At 59.8% G+C, this 18,107-nt stretch carries 15 protein-coding genes; 7 read left to right on the top strand and 8 right to left on the bottom strand.

All coding sequences use genetic code 11. The features are described from left to right. Nucleotides 1-17: 17 nt before the first annotated feature. From AC2FD8_RS06745 to AC2FD8_RS06735, 3 genes are all read right to left on the bottom strand, one after another. Nucleotides 18-1,184: an isovaleryl-CoA dehydrogenase gene (locus tag AC2FD8_RS06745; RefSeq protein WP_496854732.1), complete on the bottom strand. Its 1,167-nt coding sequence runs from the start codon at nucleotides 1,182-1,184 to the stop codon at nucleotides 18-20. Nucleotides 1,185-1,353: 169 nt separating this feature from the next. Beyond that, nucleotides 1,354-2,544 (bottom strand): DegT/DnrJ/EryC1/StrS family aminotransferase, encoded by a 1,191-nt coding sequence (locus tag AC2FD8_RS06740; RefSeq protein ID WP_496854730.1) that lies wholly within the window; start codon nucleotides 2,542-2,544, stop codon nucleotides 1,354-1,356. 39 nt (nucleotides 2,545-2,583) lie between these two features. Further along, entirely contained in the window at nucleotides 2,584-3,255 is a 672-nt protein-coding gene (locus AC2FD8_RS06735; RefSeq protein ID WP_496854728.1) for an HAD-IA family hydrolase, read from the bottom strand. Between the two features lie 134 nt (nucleotides 3,256-3,389). On the opposite strand from AC2FD8_RS06735, the gene glmU reads away from it, so the two are divergent. Genes glmU through AC2FD8_RS06715 form a run of 4 tightly spaced genes read left to right on the top strand, consistent with a single transcriptional unit; the run spans nucleotide 3,390 to nucleotide 7,797 of the window. Continuing rightward, on the top strand, nucleotides 3,390-4,742 hold the full coding sequence (gene glmU / locus AC2FD8_RS06730) for a bifunctional UDP-N-acetylglucosamine diphosphorylase/glucosamine-1-phosphate N-acetyltransferase GlmU (protein ID WP_496854726.1): 1,353 nt from the start codon (nucleotides 3,390-3,392) through the stop codon (nucleotides 4,740-4,742). 4 nt (nucleotides 4,743-4,746) lie between these two features. Then, entirely contained in the window at nucleotides 4,747-6,570 is a 1,824-nt protein-coding gene (gene glmS, locus AC2FD8_RS06725) for a glutamine--fructose-6-phosphate transaminase (isomerizing) (protein WP_496854724.1), read from the top strand. A 3-nt stretch (nucleotides 6,571-6,573) separates the two neighbouring features. Then, nucleotides 6,574-7,116 (top strand): pyridoxamine 5'-phosphate oxidase family protein, encoded by a 543-nt coding sequence (locus tag AC2FD8_RS06720; protein ID WP_496854722.1) that lies wholly within the window; start codon nucleotides 6,574-6,576, stop codon nucleotides 7,114-7,116. Between the two features lie 3 nt (nucleotides 7,117-7,119). After that, nucleotides 7,120-7,797, top strand: coding sequence for a DNA alkylation repair protein (locus tag AC2FD8_RS06715; RefSeq protein ID WP_496854720.1), 678 nt, complete (start codon nucleotides 7,120-7,122; stop codon nucleotides 7,795-7,797). Here the strand turns inward: AC2FD8_RS06715 and AC2FD8_RS06710 are convergent. Next, the gene (locus AC2FD8_RS06710) at nucleotides 7,794-8,228 is read right to left on the bottom strand and encodes a hypothetical protein (protein ID WP_496854718.1); all 435 of its coding nucleotides are present in this window, start codon (nucleotides 8,226-8,228) and stop codon (nucleotides 7,794-7,796) included. The genes AC2FD8_RS06715 and AC2FD8_RS06710 overlap by 4 nt on opposite strands. A 90-nt stretch (nucleotides 8,229-8,318) precedes the next feature. On the opposite strand from AC2FD8_RS06710, the gene moaA reads away from it, so the two are divergent. Together moaA and AC2FD8_RS06700 are read left to right on the top strand one after the other, a co-directional pair. Then, on the top strand, nucleotides 8,319-9,326 hold the full coding sequence (gene moaA, locus AC2FD8_RS06705) for a GTP 3',8-cyclase MoaA (RefSeq protein ID WP_496854716.1): 1,008 nt from the start codon (nucleotides 8,319-8,321) through the stop codon (nucleotides 9,324-9,326). A 1-nt stretch (nucleotide 9,327) separates the two neighbouring features. Continuing rightward, nucleotides 9,328-10,650, top strand: coding sequence for a 3-deoxy-D-manno-octulosonic acid transferase (locus AC2FD8_RS06700; RefSeq protein WP_496854714.1), 1,323 nt, complete (start codon nucleotides 9,328-9,330; stop codon nucleotides 10,648-10,650). Between the two features lie 42 nt (nucleotides 10,651-10,692). On the opposite strand, the gene AC2FD8_RS06695 is transcribed toward AC2FD8_RS06700, so the two are convergent. Genes AC2FD8_RS06695 through AC2FD8_RS06680 form a run of 4 tightly spaced genes read right to left on the bottom strand, consistent with a single transcriptional unit; the run spans nucleotide 10,693 to nucleotide 16,050 of the window. Continuing rightward, a complete protein-coding gene (locus AC2FD8_RS06695; RefSeq protein WP_496854712.1) occupies nucleotides 10,693-11,856 on the bottom strand; it encodes a M20 aminoacylase family protein in 1,164 nt (387 codons plus the stop codon). Between the two features lie 17 nt (nucleotides 11,857-11,873). After that, nucleotides 11,874-13,040: a M20 aminoacylase family protein gene (locus tag AC2FD8_RS06690; protein WP_496854710.1), complete on the bottom strand. Its 1,167-nt coding sequence runs from the start codon at nucleotides 13,038-13,040 to the stop codon at nucleotides 11,874-11,876. A 17-nt stretch (nucleotides 13,041-13,057) separates the two neighbouring features. Beyond that, nucleotides 13,058-14,224 carry an acetylornithine deacetylase gene (gene argE / locus AC2FD8_RS06685; RefSeq protein WP_496854708.1) on the bottom strand — a complete coding sequence of 389 codons (1,167 nt, stop codon included), beginning with the start codon at nucleotides 14,222-14,224 and terminating at the stop codon, nucleotides 13,058-13,060. A gap of 5 nt (nucleotides 14,225-14,229) precedes the next feature. Continuing rightward, a complete protein-coding gene (locus AC2FD8_RS06680) occupies nucleotides 14,230-16,050 on the bottom strand; it encodes an ABC transporter ATP-binding protein (RefSeq protein WP_496854706.1) in 1,821 nt (606 codons plus the stop codon). 287 nt (nucleotides 16,051-16,337) lie between these two features. Here AC2FD8_RS06680 and AC2FD8_RS06675 point away from each other — a divergent pair, with 287 nt between their 5' ends. After that, entirely contained in the window at nucleotides 16,338-18,044 is a 1,707-nt protein-coding gene (locus AC2FD8_RS06675; RefSeq protein WP_496854704.1) for a peptide ABC transporter substrate-binding protein, read from the top strand. Nucleotides 18,045-18,107 lie beyond the last annotated feature (63 nt).

The raw sequence follows: 18,107 nt of genomic DNA, 5'->3' as shown, positions 1-18,107 counted from the left end.
GGCTGCGGGGCGATTTCTTACCCGAGCATTTCGCCCATCATTTCGCGACCGATGAGCATGCGGCGGATTTCGCTGGTCCCTGCCCCGATCTCCATCAGCTTGGCATCCCGGAAGATCCGACTGACCGGAGCGTCCGACAAGAACCCCGCCCCGCCCATCGCCTGAACGGCCTGATGCGCCTGCGTCATCGCCGCCTCAGAGGCATAGAGGCAGCACGCCGCCGCGTCCTGACGGGTCACATCCCCACGGTCGCAAGCCTTGGCGACCTCATAAACGTAAGCACGGGCCGAGTTCATCGCGGTGTACATATCCGCGATCTTGCCCTGCATCAGTTGGAACATGCCGATAGGTTTGCCGAACTGTTTGCGCTCGGCCAGATAGGGCATGATTTCATCCAAACATGAAGCCATGATGCCGGTTCCGATCCCGGCCAGCACGACACGTTCGTAGTCTAGCCCTGACATCAGAACGGCAACGCCCTTGCCCTCTTCGCCCAGAACATTCTCGAACGGTACTTCGACATCTTCAAAGATCAGCTCAGCCGTGTTCGACCCGCGCATCCCAAGCTTGTCGAAATGGGGCGAGGTCGAGAACCCCGTCATCTCCTTCTCGATCAGAAACGCGGTGATCCCTTTCGATCCTGCTTCCGGGTCAGTCTTGGCGTAGACGACCAGAGTATCCGCGTCCGGCCCATTGGTGATCCAATACTTGTTCCCGTTCAGGCGGTAGTGATCATTGCGCTTCTCAGCGCGCAGCTTCATCGACACCACATCCGACCCGGCCGAGGGTTCGGACATCGCAAGCGCGCCCACATGCTCGCCCGAGATCAGGCGGGGCAGGTATTTTTGCTTTTGCTCTTCCGTGCCATTCAGCTTGATCTGGTTCACGCACAGGTTCGAATGCGCACCATAGGACAGCGAGACCGAGGCCGAGGCCCGCGCGATCTCCTCAATCGCGATCGTGTGCGCCAGATAGGTCATGCCCGCGCCACCATATTCCTCAGGCACGGTCACGCCTAGAAGGCCCAGCGTGCCCATCTCGGTCCAAAGCTCATTGGGGAACGCGTTCGACGCATCGACCTCGGCCGCCATCGGCTTGACCCGTTCCTGCGCCCAACGATGCACCATCTCGCGCAGCGCGTTCACGTCCTCGCCCAGATCGAATTGCATACTCGCCATGAACATTGACGCTCTCCTCTCAGCATTAATGAACAAGTGTTCAATAACTGGATACCAGCGAATCTGCGGCGGGTCAATCATTCCGGGCGTTGCGGTCCCGGCACGAAAAACGCCGCCCGAACCGGGGCGGCGTTTTCCAAAAATCAAGCGTGCGCCGCTGGCGCACTCAATTGGATCACGATTGGTAGACGGCTCCGACCTCGGCCCGGATGATGCGGGCGATCAGCTGGCAGTCTTCCACCGAAAAGGTCAGAGGCACGCGCATATCCATAATCCCCGCCAAAACCCGGTCCGAGGCAGGCATTCGCTCACTCTCGGCATAGCGCCAACTGTCATAGCGTGAGGTAAACCCGGTGGGCTCGGCACCGCCGAACCATTTCAGCTCTACTCCGCGGCTGGCGCAGCGACTGATCACCTCGGCGATCCGCTCCGGCAACCAGTCGAGCAGAAGGAACTGGATCGAGGACCCCACATAGGTCTCTGCCTCGGGACGCTCGACCATCGTCAGGCCGGGCGTTCCTCGCAGACCGTCTTCGATAGCCTGATACCGTTCGTTCCAGCGGGCTACCTGCCGATCCAGATCCCGCAACTGTGGGCGCAAAATCGCAGCCCGAAGGTTATCCATACGGCCCGAAACGTTCGGCGTAGTGTACTTGATCCGCTCGAACACCTCTGGCCCCGGGGCAGCCAAGTGCCGCTCGTAGAGCATATAGGACCCCGATAGCATGGTCGCTTTGGCCGCAAGTTCCTCATCATCGGTAACCAGCAGACCACCCTCGCCCGAGTTCACATGCTTATAGGTCTGGCACGAATAACACCCGATGGCCCCCTGCCGACCCGAGAGCTGCCCGCGCCACGCAGCCCCCATCGTGTGGGCGCAGTCCTCGATAACGACAACCCCGGCGGCATCGCAAAGCTGCATCAACCGGTCCATGTCGCACAGATGGCCACGCATATGGCTGAGCATCAGAACCCGCGCCTGATTCAGCTTGGTCGCCAGATCCTCCAGATCAATGGTCAGGTTTTCGGTCACGCCGACAAAAACCGGCTTGGCCCCGACCGAAGCAATCGCCCCCGGCACAGGGGCCAGTGTGAACGCGTTGGTCAAAACCGGCTCGCCGGGCTGCACACCCACGGCCCGCAAGGCAGTCGCCAAAGCATAGCCACCCGACGAAACGGCAAGGCAGTATTTCGCCCCCATCTGGGCCGCGAATTCCTGCTCCAGCAGCGCGGTCTCGCCCAATTCGCCAGGCACGACGTTGTAGCGATGCAAACGCCCATGTCGCAGAACGGCCAGAGCGGCCTCGACCGCCTCGTCCGGGATGGGTTCTTGCTGGGTGAAACTGCCGGTGAATATCTCAGTCATGACCTAGTTCTGGGGCTCCATCCGGTCCGGGTCAAGGGATCACGCGGCAGAACCGATCAACTCGGCCACAAGATCGGGCAGATCATCGAAATGATGCAGCAAGGCTTCAGGCTCCAAAGCGGCCATATCGTCGCCCGAGGGGCCGAACGTAACCAGAACCGAAGGCACCCCGGCTGCTTTCGCTGTATTTCGGTCGGTATCGGAATCTCCGATCAGAACGCACAGGTCAGGATGCCCACCTGCACGCCGTGCGGCCTCGCGCAGCGGTTCGGGGTCAGGTTTACGCACCGGCAGAGTGTCCGCACCGATCAAGGAGGCGAAGTGATCCAGCACACCCAATTGGCTGAGCAATTGATGCGCCAGACGTTCAGGTTTGTTGGTGCAGATCCCAACGCCATAGCCTGCGGTTTTCAGGCCCTCGACCGCCTCCAAAGCGCCGGGGTAGAACTGCGTGTGGGTGTCGATGTCTTGCGCGTATGCCTCAAGCAAAACCGGATAATACGCGTCGACCGTGCCTTCATCATAGGCCCCGACGCGCTTCAAGCCATGAGTCAGCATCATCCGCCCGCCACGCAGCGCAACGCCCGCATCCTGGCCATGGACCAGAACATCCCCGTGACCCATCGCGCGAAAACAATGGTTTGCAGCGGCCAGCAAATCGCCCGATGTATCCGCCAAAGTGCCGTCCAGATCGAAGATGACCGTGCGCATTGCGCCTCCTTGCTCGGCGGGTTTCCGCCATGTCCTGTTGCAATCGGCAATCTTGTTTGATGGCCGAACGGCTTGCGCCTTAGCCCTCAGCGGATAAAACGGACAGCAACAAAACACAAAGAGAAAACGATTTCATGACCATCGCCCTTGTCATCCTTGCCGCCGGGAAAGGCACCAGGATGAATTCGGACATTCCCAAAGTCCTGCACCCGATCGCGCAGGCCCCGATGCTGGTTCATGCCATGCGCGCCGGTTCAGTGCTGTCGCCCGAGCGCACCGTGATCGTCACAGGCCACGGGGCCGAGGCCGTCGCCAAGGTCGCCCAGACCGAGGATGAGACCGCGCAGATTGCCGTGCAAGAGGAACAACTGGGGACAGCCCACGCCGTCGCGCAGGCCCGCAATGCGCTAGAGGGGTTCGACGGCGATGTCGTGGTTCTTTATGGCGACACACCGTTCCTGCAGCCCGACACGCTCGAGCGGATGATCGAAGCGCGCGCGCAGAATGATCTTGTGATTCTGGGCTTTGAGGCCGCAGACCCAGCCCGCTATGGCCGTCTGGTGATGAATGGCGACACGCTGGAACGGATCGTCGAGTTCAAGGACGCCTCGGACGCAGAACGCGCAATCACCTTCTGCAATTCAGGCCTGCTGGCCTGCAACGCGGCAACCTTAATGTCCCTGATTGACGCGGTCGACAACGACAACGCCTCGGGCGAATACTACCTGACGGATGTGGTCGAAATCGCCCGCTCCCGCGGTCTGAGCGTGACAGCGGTTGCCTGCGATGAGGCGCAGACGCTGGGTGTAAACTCTCGCGCAGATCTGGCCGCAGCGGATGTGGTATTTCAGGCGCAGGCCCGGGCCGAGCTGCTGGATCTGGGGGTCACGCTGATGGCCCCGGACACCGTCTACCTTGCCGCCGATACTGTGATTGGGCGCGACACCGTGATCGAGCCGAATGTGGTCTTCGGCCCCGGCGTGACGGTCGAAAGCGGCGCAACGATCCGGGCGTTTTCGCATCTGGAAGGTTGCCATGTCAGCCGAGGGGCCATCATCGGCCCCTATGCCCGCCTGCGCCCCGGCGCGGAACTGGCGGAAAACGCCCGCATCGGCAATTTCGTCGAGATCAAGAATGCAGAGATCGCCGAGGGCGCGAAGGTCAATCACCTCAGCTATATCGGGGATGCCTCGGTCGGGGCAGGTTCGAATATCGGGGCGGGCACGATCACCTGCAACTATGACGGCGTGATGAAGCACAAAACCACGATTGGAGAGGGTGTTTTCATTGGCTCCAACACCATGCTCGTAGCCCCCGTTAGCGTAGGCGATGGCGCGATGACGGCAACCGGCACCGTCGTGACCAAAGACGTGGAAGCCGAAGCGCTTGCCGTTGCGCGCGCCAAGCAGGAAAACAAGCCCGGCTATGCGCGCAAATTATTTGATATGTTGAAGGCGAAAAAGGCTCGCCGTAGTAAAGAGGTTTGATTTTATGTGTGGAATTGTAGGTGTTCTGGGGCAGCATGAGGCCGCCCCCATTCTGGTTGAAGCCCTGAAACGGCTGGAATATCGTGGCTATGACAGCGCTGGCATTGCAACTGTCAACGATGGCATCCTGGATCGCAGGCGCGCTGTTGGAAAGCTGGTAAACCTAAGTGACCTGCTGGTCCACAACCCTCTGCGCGGCAAATCCGGGATTGGACACACCCGCTGGGCCACGCATGGCGCGCCCTCGGTCACCAACGCGCATCCCCATAAGGCCGGGCCTGTCGCCGTCGTCCATAACGGAATTGTCGAGAACTACCGCGATCTGCGCGCCGAGCTGGCCCAGCATGGCGTGGATTTCGTGACTGAAACCGACACCGAAACCGTCGCGCTGATGGCCGCACATTACCTGAACAGCGGACTGTCCCCGACCGAAGCAGCCTTCAAGACAATTGATCGGCTAGAAGGCGCGTTTGCACTGGCCTTTCTGTTCGATGGTCAGGACGACCTGATCGTGGCCGCGCGCAAGGGCTCTCCGCTGGCGATCGGCCATGGAGAGGGTGAGATGTATGTAGGCTCGGACGCGATTGCCCTAGCTCCGCTGACCAACAAGATCACCTATCTTGAAGAAGGCGACCGCGCCGTTCTGACCCGCACCTCGCTCGAAATCCGCACCGAAGCGGGCGAGTTGGCCAACCGCGCGGTCCGTAAGATCAAGCTGGACACAGCCCGCGTCGACAAGGGCGAGCACAAGCACTTCATGGCCAAGGAAATCGCCGAACAACCGGTTGTCGTGGCCGAGGCGATCCGGTCGTACCTGCCCGCCGGCGATGACCGCGTGGTTCTGCCCGAGAGCGATCTGGATTTCACCAAACTGGACCGTCTGACCATGGTCGCCTGCGGCACGGCCTTCTATGCCTGCCTGACAGCGAAATACTGGTTCGAGCAGCTGGCGAAAATGCCGGTCGAAGTCGATATCGCCAGCGAATTCCGCTATCGCGAACCTCCGATCACCGAACGCACGCTGGCCTTGTTCGTCAGTCAATCAGGCGAGACCGCCGATACGCTGGCCGCACTGCGCTATTGCGAGGGTAAGGCCGACAAGATCGTTTCGGTCGTCAATGTTCCCGAAAGCTCGATTGCGCGGGAAAGCGACCTTGCCCTGCCCATCCATGCGGGGGTTGAGATCGGCGTTGCCTCGACCAAGGCCTTCACCTGCCAACTTAGTGTGCTGCTGATGCTGGCGCTCAAAGCCGCCGCTGATCGGGGCACGCTGAGCGATGAGGAACTGGCCGATCACGCCGCCGCCCTGCGCGGCTTGCCCTCGGTGCTGAACGCCGCTTTGGATCAGAACCGCGCCATCCGCAAATCCGCCCAGCGCCTGTCCGAGGCGCGCGACGTGCTGTTCCTGGGTCGCGGCCTGATGTACCCGCTGGCGATGGAAGGCGCGCTGAAGCTGAAGGAAATCAGCTATATCCACGCCGAAGGTTATGCCTCGGGCGAATTGAAACACGGCCCCATCGCGCTGATCGACAAGCATATGCCAGTCGTGGTCATGGCCCCGCGCGACGCCGTTTTCGACAAGACCGTCTCGAACATGCAAGAGGTGATGGCGCGTAAGGGCAAGGTGATCCTTGTGTCGGACGATGATGGCATATCCGAGGCTGGCGATGATGTCTGGAGCACAATCCGTATGCCCCACGTTCACACGAACCTGACCCCGATCCTATACTCGGTTCCGGCGCAGTTGCTGGCCTATCACACAGCTGTCGCCAAGGGGACGGATGTGGACCAGCCGCGTAACCTCGCGAAATCCGTGACTGTGGAGTAAGACATGGCCAAGCAATTCCCTCAAATGGACGATGCGCATCAGAAATTCATCAACGAGCAGCACATGTTCTTCGTGGGCAGCGCCGGGGTTGAGGGGCGGGTCAATATCTCACCCAAAGGCATGGATTCCCTGCGTATTCTGGGGCCAAACCGGATTGTCTGGATGAACCTGACCGGCAGCGGGAATGAGACCGCCGGGCATCTGCTTGAGGTCAACCGCATGACCCTGATGTGGTGTTCCTTCACCACGCGCCCGCTGATCCTGCGCACCTACGGCACCGCACAGACGCTACATGCAGGCGATGACGGCTGGGACGAACTGGCTGCTCACTTCCCCAACCACCGCAGCGCGCGGCAGATCTATGATCTGAACATTGATCTGGTGCAGACATCCTGCGGCTATGCGGTTCCGTTCATGGAGTTCCAGTCGGATCGCGACACGATGCAGAAATGGGTCGACGGCAAATCCGACAACGATATCCGCGCTTATTGGGTCGAGAAGAACCAGCAGACGATTGACGGCAAACCTACCGGGGTTCCGGTCTAGACCATGCTTGCCCCCTATCTGGATCAGATCAAGGCGCACGCCGATGCCGAGCACGCGGAACAGGTCGCGGCCTATCACAAGGCCGAGCGTCCCTATCTGGGCGTCGCCGTCCCGGTTCTAAACGATCTGACCAAAGTTTGGCGCAAGGACTTGTCGGTTGCTGGGCGCGTCACCCTCGCGGATGCGCTCTGGCAGACCAACATCCACGAGGCCCGCGTCGCGGCCTCCAAACTGCTGACCCAGGCGCGGATTCGCCCGGATGAAGATGTCTGGGCCTTGTTGCAAAGCTGGGTGCCCGATTTCGACGCATGGGCCATCGCCGACCACGCCTGCACCGCCATCCAGAAACGCCTGAGCGCCGATCCAGCGCGGCTGGATCAAGTCGAAACCTGGACGGGATCAGACCATATGTGGACCCGCCGCGCCGCTCTGGTCTCGACCCTGCCCTGGACCAAGCAGAACCACCCCAAGCCAGAAGATCTGGCGCGCCGAGATCGTATCCTCGGTTGGGCTGCGGGCTATGTGCCCGATCGGAACTGGTTCATTCAGAAATCCATTGCATGGTGGCTGCGGGAGCTCTCTAAACATGATCCCGACAGGGTCGTGGCTTTTCTGGACGCGCATGGCAACGCGATGAAACCCTTTGCCCGGCGCGAGGCTGGGAAATACCTGAAGGGTTAGTTGGCGTAGATCTCGACCTCGACCAGCTGATCGAACGGCACCAGCAACGCCCGCATGGCATCCAGTGACAAACGGCTGCCGCCCGTTTCGGGCCCCGAGGCCGGAACCAGCGTGATATAAGCCTGCGCCCCGGTTTTCGGCACAACCACCCGCGCGGTTACCTCGGAATCGACCAAGGGCGTCTGCATCCAGCGGCCCGGAGTCGACGGATCACCCAAACCGGCAATGGTGGTCTTGGCCCCGGTCCAGTTTGCCGTCGCAGGTGCGGGCTGGATATAGGCTGTACTTTCCACCTCGGCGGACGCGGATTCGACGGCATCGGGCGTAGCCTCGGCCGTCGCTTCATCACGCCCGAGCAAACGATCCGTTGTCGAACGCACGGTATCGCACCCGACCAGCAAAACGCAGGATATCACAAGCAGTTCTCTCATACCCCGAACCTACTACCCCTCAGGCAGCTGTACCAGACCAAAGCACAGTTCACACTTGTCGCGGGCCTGTTCCAGCTTTACCTATACCGAATGACTGCTCCGCTGATTGATCCTTTCGCCCGCGCCATCACCTATCTGCGCGTCTCGGTAACCGACCGCTGCGACTTTCGCTGCGTCTATTGCATGTCCGAGAACATGACCTTTCTGCCCAAGAAAGAGCTGCTGACGCTGGAAGAACTGGACCGCATGTGTTCCACTTTCGTGAATATGGGCGTTGAGAAACTGCGCATCACCGGTGGTGAGCCGCTCGTGCGTCGCAATATCATGACGTTCTTCAACTCCATGACCCGTCATCTGGAAAGCGGCGCACTGAAAGAGCTGACGTTGACAACGAATGGCTCGCAGCTTGCGCGATTTGCCGATGATCTGTACGCGGCGGGCGTGCGGCGGGTGAATATCTCGCTGGACACGCTGGATGAGGACAAATTCGCCGCCGTTACGCGCTGGGGGCGTCTGAAACAGGTTCTGAACGGGATTGATGCGGCGCAAAAGGCGGGCCTTCGGGTCAAGATCAACGCCGTGGCTCTGAAGGGCTTCAACGAACCCGAATTGCCCCAGATCACCGAATGGTGTGCCGAGCGCGACATGGACCTGACCTGGATCGAAGTCATGCCGATGGGCGATATCGGCAACGAAGACCGGCTGGATCAATACTGGTCCCTCAAGGACGTGCGCAAGGAATACGAAAACCACTACAGCGTGACCGATCTTGCTGAACGTTCCGGAGGGCCTGCGCGCTATGTCCGGCTTGAGGAAACTGGCCAAAAGATCGGCTTTATCACCCCACTGTCCCATAATTTCTGCGAAAGCTGCAACCGCGTGCGCCTGACCTGCACCGGTGAGCTTTACATGTGTCTGGGTCAGGAAGACATGGCCGACCTGCGCCCCCCGCTGCGCGATCACCCGGACACGGAGAAACCCTTGGAAGAGGCAATCCGCGCCGCGATCAACCTCAAGCCCAAGGGCCATGATTTCGACTATTCCCGTCAGGCCGTCGATGGCCAGATGAGCCGCCACATGAGCCATACAGGCGGCTGACATGCCCGGCTCTGACATTCGTCCGACGCTGCTGTACACGCTGTACTGCAGTATCACCTCTCTCGCGCAGCCTTTGGCATGGCGTGCCGTGCGCAAGAAACTACAAGCGGCTGACGTTCCCACGCAGCGCCAACAGGAACGGCTGGGCCATGCCAGCCTAGACCGCCCCGCTGGACAACTTATCTGGTTTCACGCGGCCAGCGTTGGTGAAAGCCTCTCGGTCCTCAGCCTGATCCACCGACTTGGCGAGCGCCTGCCGCAAACCGAGTTCCTGATCACCTCGGGCACACCCACCTCAGCCGCGCTGGTTGCCAAGCGCCTGCCGCCGCGCACCCGACATCAATTCCCCCCCCTGGACAGCGCCGGCCCTGTACGACGGTTTCTGGACCACTGGGCCCCTGATGCCGCGATTTTCGTAGAAAGTGAAATCTGGCCCCGCCTGATCGTCGAGACGGCAGAACGCGGCACACCTCTGTGTCTTCTGAATGCACGCTTGTCCGACAGGTCCGTAGCAGGTTGGCAAAAGCGCCCCGAAACGGCGCGTTTCATCCTGGACCACTTCGCGCTGTTCCTGACGCAGAATGACAAAACCGCCCAGAACCTGATCACGATCGGAGCGGACCTACAACGCGTCCAACCCGGAACCAACCTCAAGGCGATGTCCGACCCACTGCCGGTGGATCATACCACTCTGGCGGATGTCCAAGGCCAAATCGGTCCTCGCCCCGTCTGGATCGCCAGCTCGACCCATGCAGGCGAAGAAGAAACGGTTCTGGTCGCCCACAACGCCTTGCTGAAGCAGTTCCCAGATTTGCTGTTGCTGCTGATACCGCGACACCCGGAACGGCGCGAGGAGGTCGCGACCCTCCTGACCAAAGCCAAACTCACATCGGCCTTCCGAACTAAAACAGACCCGATCACCCAAAAGACACAAGTCTACGTGGCCGATACCCTTGGCGAAACCGGAACATGGTACGCGCTTTGCCCGATTGTCTTTCTCGGCGGGTCTCTGAAAGAGATCGGCGGTCACAACCCGTTCGAACCCGCTCAAGCCGGGGCCGCCGTGATCACCGGTCCGGGCTACTTTAATTTTGCCGAAACTTTTGCACCCCTTATCGAAACCGGCGGGGCCGTTCAGGTCGAAACCGCAGAAGATCTGGAGATAGCCGTCAACAACTGGCTGTCCGACGACGCAGCCCTGACCCAAGCCCGCACTGCCGCCCGTGCCTGCGTCTCAACCCAAAAAGACGCGCTGCAAAACGTGATCGAAACGCTCTGCACCACGCTCGACCTCGAGCCGAAGGATCCTTCTTCATCTGGCTGAAAATACCTCGGGGGTGTGGGGGCAGAGCCCCCACCCTCTCCACTAGGCCGCAGGCATCCGCTGCTCGACAATCTCGGCCCACCAGCTGCACCCGGCTGGAATGGCCTCATCGTTGAAATTGTATTCAGGGTGATGAACCATGGCCGTGTCGCCATTGCCCACCAGAATATAAGCCCCCGGACGTTCTTCCAGCATAAAGGCAAAATCCTCGCCGCCCATGACCAGAGGAGCCTCTTCGCAAGCACCCGACACCGACCGTGCGACGTCAGCCGCAAACTCAGTCTGCTCATCGCTGTTCACCATGACAGGATAACCGCGGATATAGGTCACATCGGCCGTGCCACCAAAGGTCGCCGCTACGCCGTTGCAGATTTCGTTAATCCGCTGTTCGGCCAGATCGCGCATTTCCCTGCTCATGGTGCGCACGGTTCCCTTGATCTGAACCGACTGCGGGATCACATTGAACGCTTTCGACGAGGTCTCGAACGAAGTCACCGACACAACCACCTGATCAACCGGGTCCGCATTGCGCGAGGCAATCGTCTGCAGCGCCAGTACCGCCTGCGCCGTCATCACGGTGGTATCGACCGTCTCATGTGGTTTCGCGGCATGTCCGCCGCGCCCTTCAAACGTAATGTCGAACTGATCGGTGGCCGCAAAGAACGACCCCGGACGGATCGAGAAGCTGCCGACCGGTTTTCCCGGCCAGTTATGCATCCCGTAGACCTCCTGAATGTTCCAGCGGTTCATCATGCCGTCTTCACACATCTCACGACCACCGCCGCCACCTTCTTCGGCGGGCTGGAAGATCACGACAACAGTGCCGTCAAAATTGCGTGTTTCCGACAGGTACTTTGCCGCACCCAGCAGCATCGCGGTATGACCATCATGACCGCACGCATGCATCGCGCCCGGCGTTTTCGAGGCATAGTCGAGCCCCGTCGCCTCGAGGATCGGCAGAGCGTCCATATCCGCGCGCAGACCGATCACCTTGCCTTTGCTGTCCGACTTGCCCTTGATCACACCCACAACGCCGGTGCGGCCAATACCGGTAACAACCTCATCGCAACCGAACTCTGCCAGCTTTTCGGCCACCAAAGCACTGGTGCGGTGGGTTTCAAACAGGATTTCAGGGTTTTCGTGCAGGTCACGTCGCCACGTTGTGATCTCGTCCTGCAGTTCCGCAAAGCGGTTTTTGACTGGCATATCTTGTCTCTCCTAAACTATTCCGCCGGCATCCGGCGTTCGACCATCTCAGCGAACCAGCTACAACCGGCAGGTATGGCGTCATCATCGAAATTGTATTCCGGGTGGTGACACATGGCCGTGTCTCCGTTCCCTAGAAAGATGTAGGCTCCGGGCCTTTCTTCAAGCATGTAGGCGAAATCTTCCGACGGCATGATCGGATCGGTTCCATCGTTTACCTTTCCAGCCACGGCTGCGGCGGCCTCGGCGGCATAGCCGGTCTCGGCCTCGGAATTCACCGTCACCGGATAGCCCGGAGTCCATTCTACCATGGCCGACGCATCAAAGGCCGAGGCCGTATCTTCGGCAATCCGGCGAACACGCTGTTCCGCGATTGCGCGGTACTCGGGGTCAAGCGTTCGTACCGTGCCTTTCAGACGGACCGTATGCGCAATCACGTTCGAGGCGACGCTGTCCGTCTCGAACGTACCCACGGTCAGAACAACCCGTTTGATCGGATCGACGGTACGGGCCACAACGGATTGCAAAGAAACAACAATATGTGAAGCGACAAGCGTTGTATCCACCGCCTCATGCGGGGCGGCCGCATGGCCACCCTTGCCGGTGACGGTAATCTCGAACTCATCCGACGAGGCCAGCAAGGCTCCGGGCCGGATCGCAAATTCGCCAACTGGCAGGCCGGGCATGTTGTGCATGCCGTAGACTTCCTGAATACCCCAGCGCTCCATCAACCCGTCCTGACACATGGCGAGACCTCCGGCGCCGCCCTCTTCGGCGGGTTGAAAGATCAGCACGGCGGTGCCATCGAAATTCCGCGTCTCGGCCAAATACTGCGCAGCCCCAAGCAGCATCGAGGTATGCCCGTCATGCCCACAGGCATGCATCTTGCCCGGAACGGTCGAGGCATAGTCCAAACCCGTCGCCTCTTCGATCGGCAGAGCGTCCATATCTGCCCTCAGCCCGATCACCCGACCTTTGGTGTCCGAGCGGCCCTTGATCACAGCCACAACACCCGTCTTGCCGACGCCCTCGGTGATTTCATCGACACCGAAGGCATTCAACCGTTCCACAACAAAGGCGGCGGTCTCGTGAACGTCATACATCAGCTCGGGATGAGCATGCAGATGGCGGCGCCATTTGATGATCTCTGCCTGCATTTCGGCAAGTCTGTTTTTCACCGGCATATTGGACCTCCTCAGGGTCAGGTGGACAGTTTCTCGACCAACCGCTGCATGAACGCATGGCCCGCTTCAAACTGCGCGACCGAGATGAACTCGTTCGGCTGATGCGCCTGCGCGATGTCTCCCGGCCCGCAGATCACTGCCGAATAACCTGCTTCCTGAAACTGCCCCGCCTCGGTGCCATAGCTGACCACATGGCTGGCATTGTCGCCGGTCAGGGCGCGTACCAAAGCTTCGGCCTCACCATCCTGTTCGGGGACCAAGCCGGGGATCGAGAAATTTTCAGAGATTTCGATCCGTGCTTCGGGGCGAACCGCCTGCATCCGCGCCTCGACCGCGCGCACCTGTTCGAAATAGACATCGCGCCACGCGGCTTTGCTCTCATCCGGCACCGTGCGGAAATCGAGCATAAAGTGGCAATCCTTGGCGGTGATGTTATGCGCGGTGCCGCCTTCGATCTTACCTACATGCACCGTGGTCCAGGGCGGATCGAACACCGCAGCCGTTTCGCTGGGCGTGGTCGCCTGATTGCGGGCGTTCTGTTCGTTCGCCCAATTGATCAGCGGCGCGGCCTCCATGATGGCATTCACGCCGGTGTGCATGATCGAGCTATGAACCTCGAACCCGATCATATGCGTGTCATAGCCAAAACCGCCCTTATGGCCGGTGACAGCCTGCATTGTCGAAGGTTCCCCCACGATCACGGCCGAGCCTTTTGGCAGCACTTTGTTCATCGCCTCGATCATTGGCGGAGCGCCAGTGCACCCGACCTCTTCATCGAAGCTCAGCGCCAATTGCAAAGGACGCTTGAGACCCGCTTCGCGCGCCTCGACCAGCGCCCAGATCGCGAGCGCGTCAAAGCCCTTCATGTCGCAGGTGCCGCGTCCGTAATATTTGCCGTCCTTCTCGGTCACGGTGAACGGGTCCGTGTCCCAGGGCTGCCCGTCCACCGGCACCACATCCGTATGACCCGAAAGGACAACGGCCCCCTCTTCCAACGGGCCGACATGGGCAAAGATCGCCGCCTTGTGCGGCTGATCCGGGTCCGGCCAGCGATGGGCTTCGATACCGTGTTCGTTCAGATAACCTTCAACCCAGTCCACCAGTGGCAAGTTTGTGTCACGGCTTACAGTCGGGAATGAGATCAGTTTGGTCATGATCTCAAGCGGCGTCAGACGCTGTGCCATATTTATTAGTACCCGCTATCCGTGGTCAGGACGAAATGGCCCGGCTCAACCTCTTTGTATTCCGAAGGTTCCGGCGTGTAGTCGATTGGATGAATGGGCGACGGGATCGGTTTGAAATTCAAGTCTTTTTCCGACTTCCGCTTGTTTGGATCAGCAATCGGAACCGCCTTCATCAGCGCCTGCGTATACGGGTGCTGCGGGTTTTCGAACACCCGCGCGCGCGGGCCAAGCTCAACAATCCGGCCCAGATACATCACACCCACATGGTGGCTGACCCGTTCCACAACGGCCATATCGTGGCTGATGAAGAGATAAGACAGGCCCAGCTCGGATTGCAGCTCCATCATCAGGTTCAAAACCTGCGCCTGTACCGACACATCCAGCGCCGAGACGGCCTCATCCGCGATGATCAGCTTGGGGTTCAGGGCCAAGGCACGGGCGATTGCGATGCGCTGACGTTGACCGCCGGACATCTCATGCGGGAAGCGGCGCATGAAGCTGCGCGGCAGTTGCACCTTGTCGAACAACTGCGCCACCCGGTCCTGCAATTCCGCCCCCGAGGCCACACCGTAGTTGCGCATCGGTTCGGCCACTTGGTCGATCAACTGCATCTGCGGGTTGAGCGAGGCGAACGGGTCTTGAAAGATCATCTGCATATCCAGCCGCGCCTTGCGAAGGCCGGACTGATCCAACTTCATGATGTCAACGCCATCCAGATCGACCTCACCCGCCATCGGTTCGACCAACCGCAGGATCGAGCGCCCCGCCGAGGACTTGCCGCACCCCGATTCACCCACAAGGCTTAGCGTCTGACCCTTGTTCAGCGTGAACGATACATCCTCGACCGCATGCACGTTCGAGATTGTCCGGCGCAACAAGCCGCCTTTGACCGGGAAGCGCGTTGTCAGGTTTTTCACCGTCAGCAACGGCTCTTCCGTACCGGGAATCGGAGCGATGTTCTGCCCTTCAACCCCCAGCAGCTTCATCGGCTCGGGTGCGGATTTGCCCTGCATCTCACCCAATTTCGGCACCGCAGCCAGCAGCGCCTTGGTGTAATCGTGCTGCGGGTTTTCGAAAATTTCGGTGACCGTGCCCTCTTCGACCTTGTTGCCGCGGAACATGACCACCACGCGGTCGGCCATCTGCGCCACCACGGCCATGTCATGAGTAATGAACATCACCGCAGTACCGGTTTCGCGCTTCAAACGGTCCATCAGAGCCAAAATCTCGGCCTGAATGGTCACGTCCAACGCGGTTGTCGGCTCGTCCGCGATCAGCAGACGCGGCTCGCACGCCATCGCCATCGCAATCACGACGCGCTGGCGCATCCCGCCAGACAGTTCGTGCGGGTATTGTTGCAACCGACGCTCGGGTTCAGGGATGCGCACTTGTCGCAGCAGCTCCAACGCGCGTTCTTCGGCCTGCACCTTGGACATTTTCTTGTGAATGCGAAGCCCTTCGGTCAGCTGCCGGCCAACGGTGAAAACCGGGTTCAGGGCTGTCATCGGCTCCTGAAAGATCATTCCGATCTCATTGCCACGAATCTGTTTCATCAGATCCTGATCGGCTGCAGACAGGTCCATTTCGCCCCCGTCCCGCCGATCGAACAGCAGTTCTCCGCCCGCGATTTCGCCGCCACCGAACTCGACCAGACGCATCAGCGACAGCGATGAGACGGACTTTCCCGATCCCGATTCGCCAACAATACAAACGGTTTCACCCGGCCTGACCTCGAACGAGACGTCCTCGACGCCAACGACAGGGCCATCCTTGGTTTGAAACTCAACCCGCAGTTTTTTGATCTGTGCAATCGGCTGATCCAGCACCTGCGCACTCCCCTTGTCGTCATTGTTTTTTGTTCTGAATGCCAAACGCTAAGGCCGCCGATCAGGAAAAGTCAAACCATTACACAATTTCGCCACGGCACCACTTGCTTTTTTCTCAAGTTCTGTTTCGATACCCGCGTATGCGCCTTGGGGAGATGGCGTGCAGAGAAACAATGTTAGCGCTATTTTCGTGTTTTACCAAAATCTTACCCCCATGCGACAACGCCAAATCCGCAGGCATTGCGGAGATAATCGAGACACGCAAGTGTCCAATTCGGGAGTGACTTATGAAGATCAAAACCCTTTTGCTTGGTGCGATTGCAAGCACAGCGATGGCCCCGGCGGCCTTTGCCGAGCGTGGATCGGACGGAAATGTCAGCATCATTTATTGGCAGGCTCCGTCAATCATGAACCCGTTTCTGTCGGGTGGTACAAAAGATGTTGAGGCAGCCTCGCTGGTGATCGAACCACTTGCGCGCTACGACCAAGACGGGAACATGGTGCCATATCTGGCCGCTGAAATCCCGACCGTTGAAAATGGCGGCGTCAGCGAAGACCTGACCACCATCACCTGGAAGATTGCGCCTGGCCTCACATGGTCGGACGGTTCTCCGTTCACCTCGGCCGATGTGGTATTTACCGCAAACTACTGCATGGACCCCGAAGGCGGTTGCGCACAGGTGACCAAGTTTGAAGGTGTCACCGATGTCGAGGCTGTCGATGACCTGACCGTTAAGGTCACATTCGACGCGCCGACGCCCTTCCCCTACGGACCGTTTGTGGGTGGTGAAAGCCCGATCATTCAGGCCGCTCAGTTCGCTGACTGCATGGGCGCAAGAGCCCCAGAATGCACCGATCAGAACTTCAACCCGATCGGCACCGGCCCGTTCGTCGTCACCGAGTTCAAGCCGAACGACGTGATCACATTTGCGGCCAACGAAAACTATCGTGATCCGGCAAAACCCGCATTCGCAAGCGTGACCTTCAAAGGGGGCGGCGACGCAACTGCTGCTGGCCGCGCGGTTATGGAAACCGGTGAGTTCGACTATGCCTGGAACCTGCAGTTGGCCCCTGAGGTCATCGCGCAGATGCAGGAAGGCGGCAAAGGAACCCCGGTCGCAGGTTTTGGCCCGCTGGTCGAGCGTATCATGCTGAACCAGACCAACCCGTCGCCCGACCTGCCGGAAGGTGAGCGCTCGACAGCCGCGCATCCGCACCCGTTCCTGCAAGACCCGGCCGTTTACAAAGCCATGTCCATGGCCATCGACCGCCCGCTGCTGGTCGAGATCGGTTATGGTCAGGCAGGCAAAGTGACTTGCAACTGGGTCCCGGCCCCTGCTGCGTTCAACTCAACCTCGATGACCTGTGACACACAGGATATCGAAGGCGCGAAGAAACTGCTGGATGACGCAGGCATCGTTGACACCGATGGCGACGGCGTTCGTGAAAAAGACGGCGTTCCGCTGAAAATCGTCTACCAAACCTCGACCAACGCTGTGCGTCAGGACTTTCAGGCGCTGATCAAGGAATGGTGGAGCCAGATCGGCATCGAATCCGAACTGCGCAACATCAACGCGTCGGTCTTCTTCGGCGGTGATCCGGGTTCGCCTGACACCTTCCAGAAGTTCTATGCAGACGTTGAGATGTACGCCAACACCTTCAACGGCACCGACCCGCAATCCTATCTGGGCAACGGTCTGTGCGACAAGGCACCCAAGCCGGAATCGCAGTGGCAAGGTGAGAATATCAGCCGCTTCTGCAACGAAGAGTTTGATGCCTTGCACGCCAAACTGGCTGAAACCGCAGGTCTTGAGGCCCGTGCGGAAATCGCCAAGCAGCTGAACGATATCATCGTCCAGAATGGCGGCATGATCCCACTGGTGCACCGTGGCCGTCTGTCAGCGCATGCAAACACCCTGGGTGGTGTTGTCCTGAACGTTTGGGACAGCGAGCTGTGGAACATTGCGGACTGGTACCGCAAGACCGGTTCCTAAGGTCTGATTCTGCAAGGCCGCGCCCCGACCCTCGGGGCGCGGCCATTTGCACACACCCCAACA

The organism is Ruegeria sp. YTSC192, from assembly GCF_059609705.1.
This window is presented reverse-complemented; position numbering and strand designations above follow the sequence as displayed.

Coding starts and splice junctions, on each gene's coding strand:
- AC2FD8_RS06745 (WP_496854732.1), bottom strand. CDS start 1,184: ATGTTCATGGCGAGTATGCAATTCGATCTGGGCGAGGACGTGAACGCG.
- AC2FD8_RS06740 (WP_496854730.1), bottom strand. CDS start 2,544: ATGACTGAGATATTCACCGGCAGTTTCACCCAGCAAGAACCCATCCCG.
- AC2FD8_RS06735 (WP_496854728.1), bottom strand. CDS start 3,255: ATGCGCACGGTCATCTTCGATCTGGACGGCACTTTGGCGGATACATCG.
- glmU (WP_496854726.1), top strand. CDS start 3,390: ATGACCATCGCCCTTGTCATCCTTGCCGCCGGGAAAGGCACCAGGATG.
- glmS (WP_496854724.1), top strand. CDS start 4,747: ATGTGTGGAATTGTAGGTGTTCTGGGGCAGCATGAGGCCGCCCCCATT.
- AC2FD8_RS06720 (WP_496854722.1), top strand. CDS start 6,574: ATGGCCAAGCAATTCCCTCAAATGGACGATGCGCATCAGAAATTCATC.
- AC2FD8_RS06715 (WP_496854720.1), top strand. CDS start 7,120: ATGCTTGCCCCCTATCTGGATCAGATCAAGGCGCACGCCGATGCCGAG.
- AC2FD8_RS06710 (WP_496854718.1), bottom strand. CDS start 8,228: ATGAGAGAACTGCTTGTGATATCCTGCGTTTTGCTGGTCGGGTGCGAT.
- moaA (WP_496854716.1), top strand. CDS start 8,319: ATGACTGCTCCGCTGATTGATCCTTTCGCCCGCGCCATCACCTATCTG.
- AC2FD8_RS06700 (WP_496854714.1), top strand. CDS start 9,328: ATGCCCGGCTCTGACATTCGTCCGACGCTGCTGTACACGCTGTACTGC.
- AC2FD8_RS06695 (WP_496854712.1), bottom strand. CDS start 11,856: ATGCCAGTCAAAAACCGCTTTGCGGAACTGCAGGACGAGATCACAACG.
- AC2FD8_RS06690 (WP_496854710.1), bottom strand. CDS start 13,040: ATGCCGGTGAAAAACAGACTTGCCGAAATGCAGGCAGAGATCATCAAA.
- argE (WP_496854708.1), bottom strand. CDS start 14,224: ATGGCACAGCGTCTGACGCCGCTTGAGATCATGACCAAACTGATCTCA.
- AC2FD8_RS06675 (WP_496854704.1), top strand. CDS start 16,338: ATGAAGATCAAAACCCTTTTGCTTGGTGCGATTGCAAGCACAGCGATG.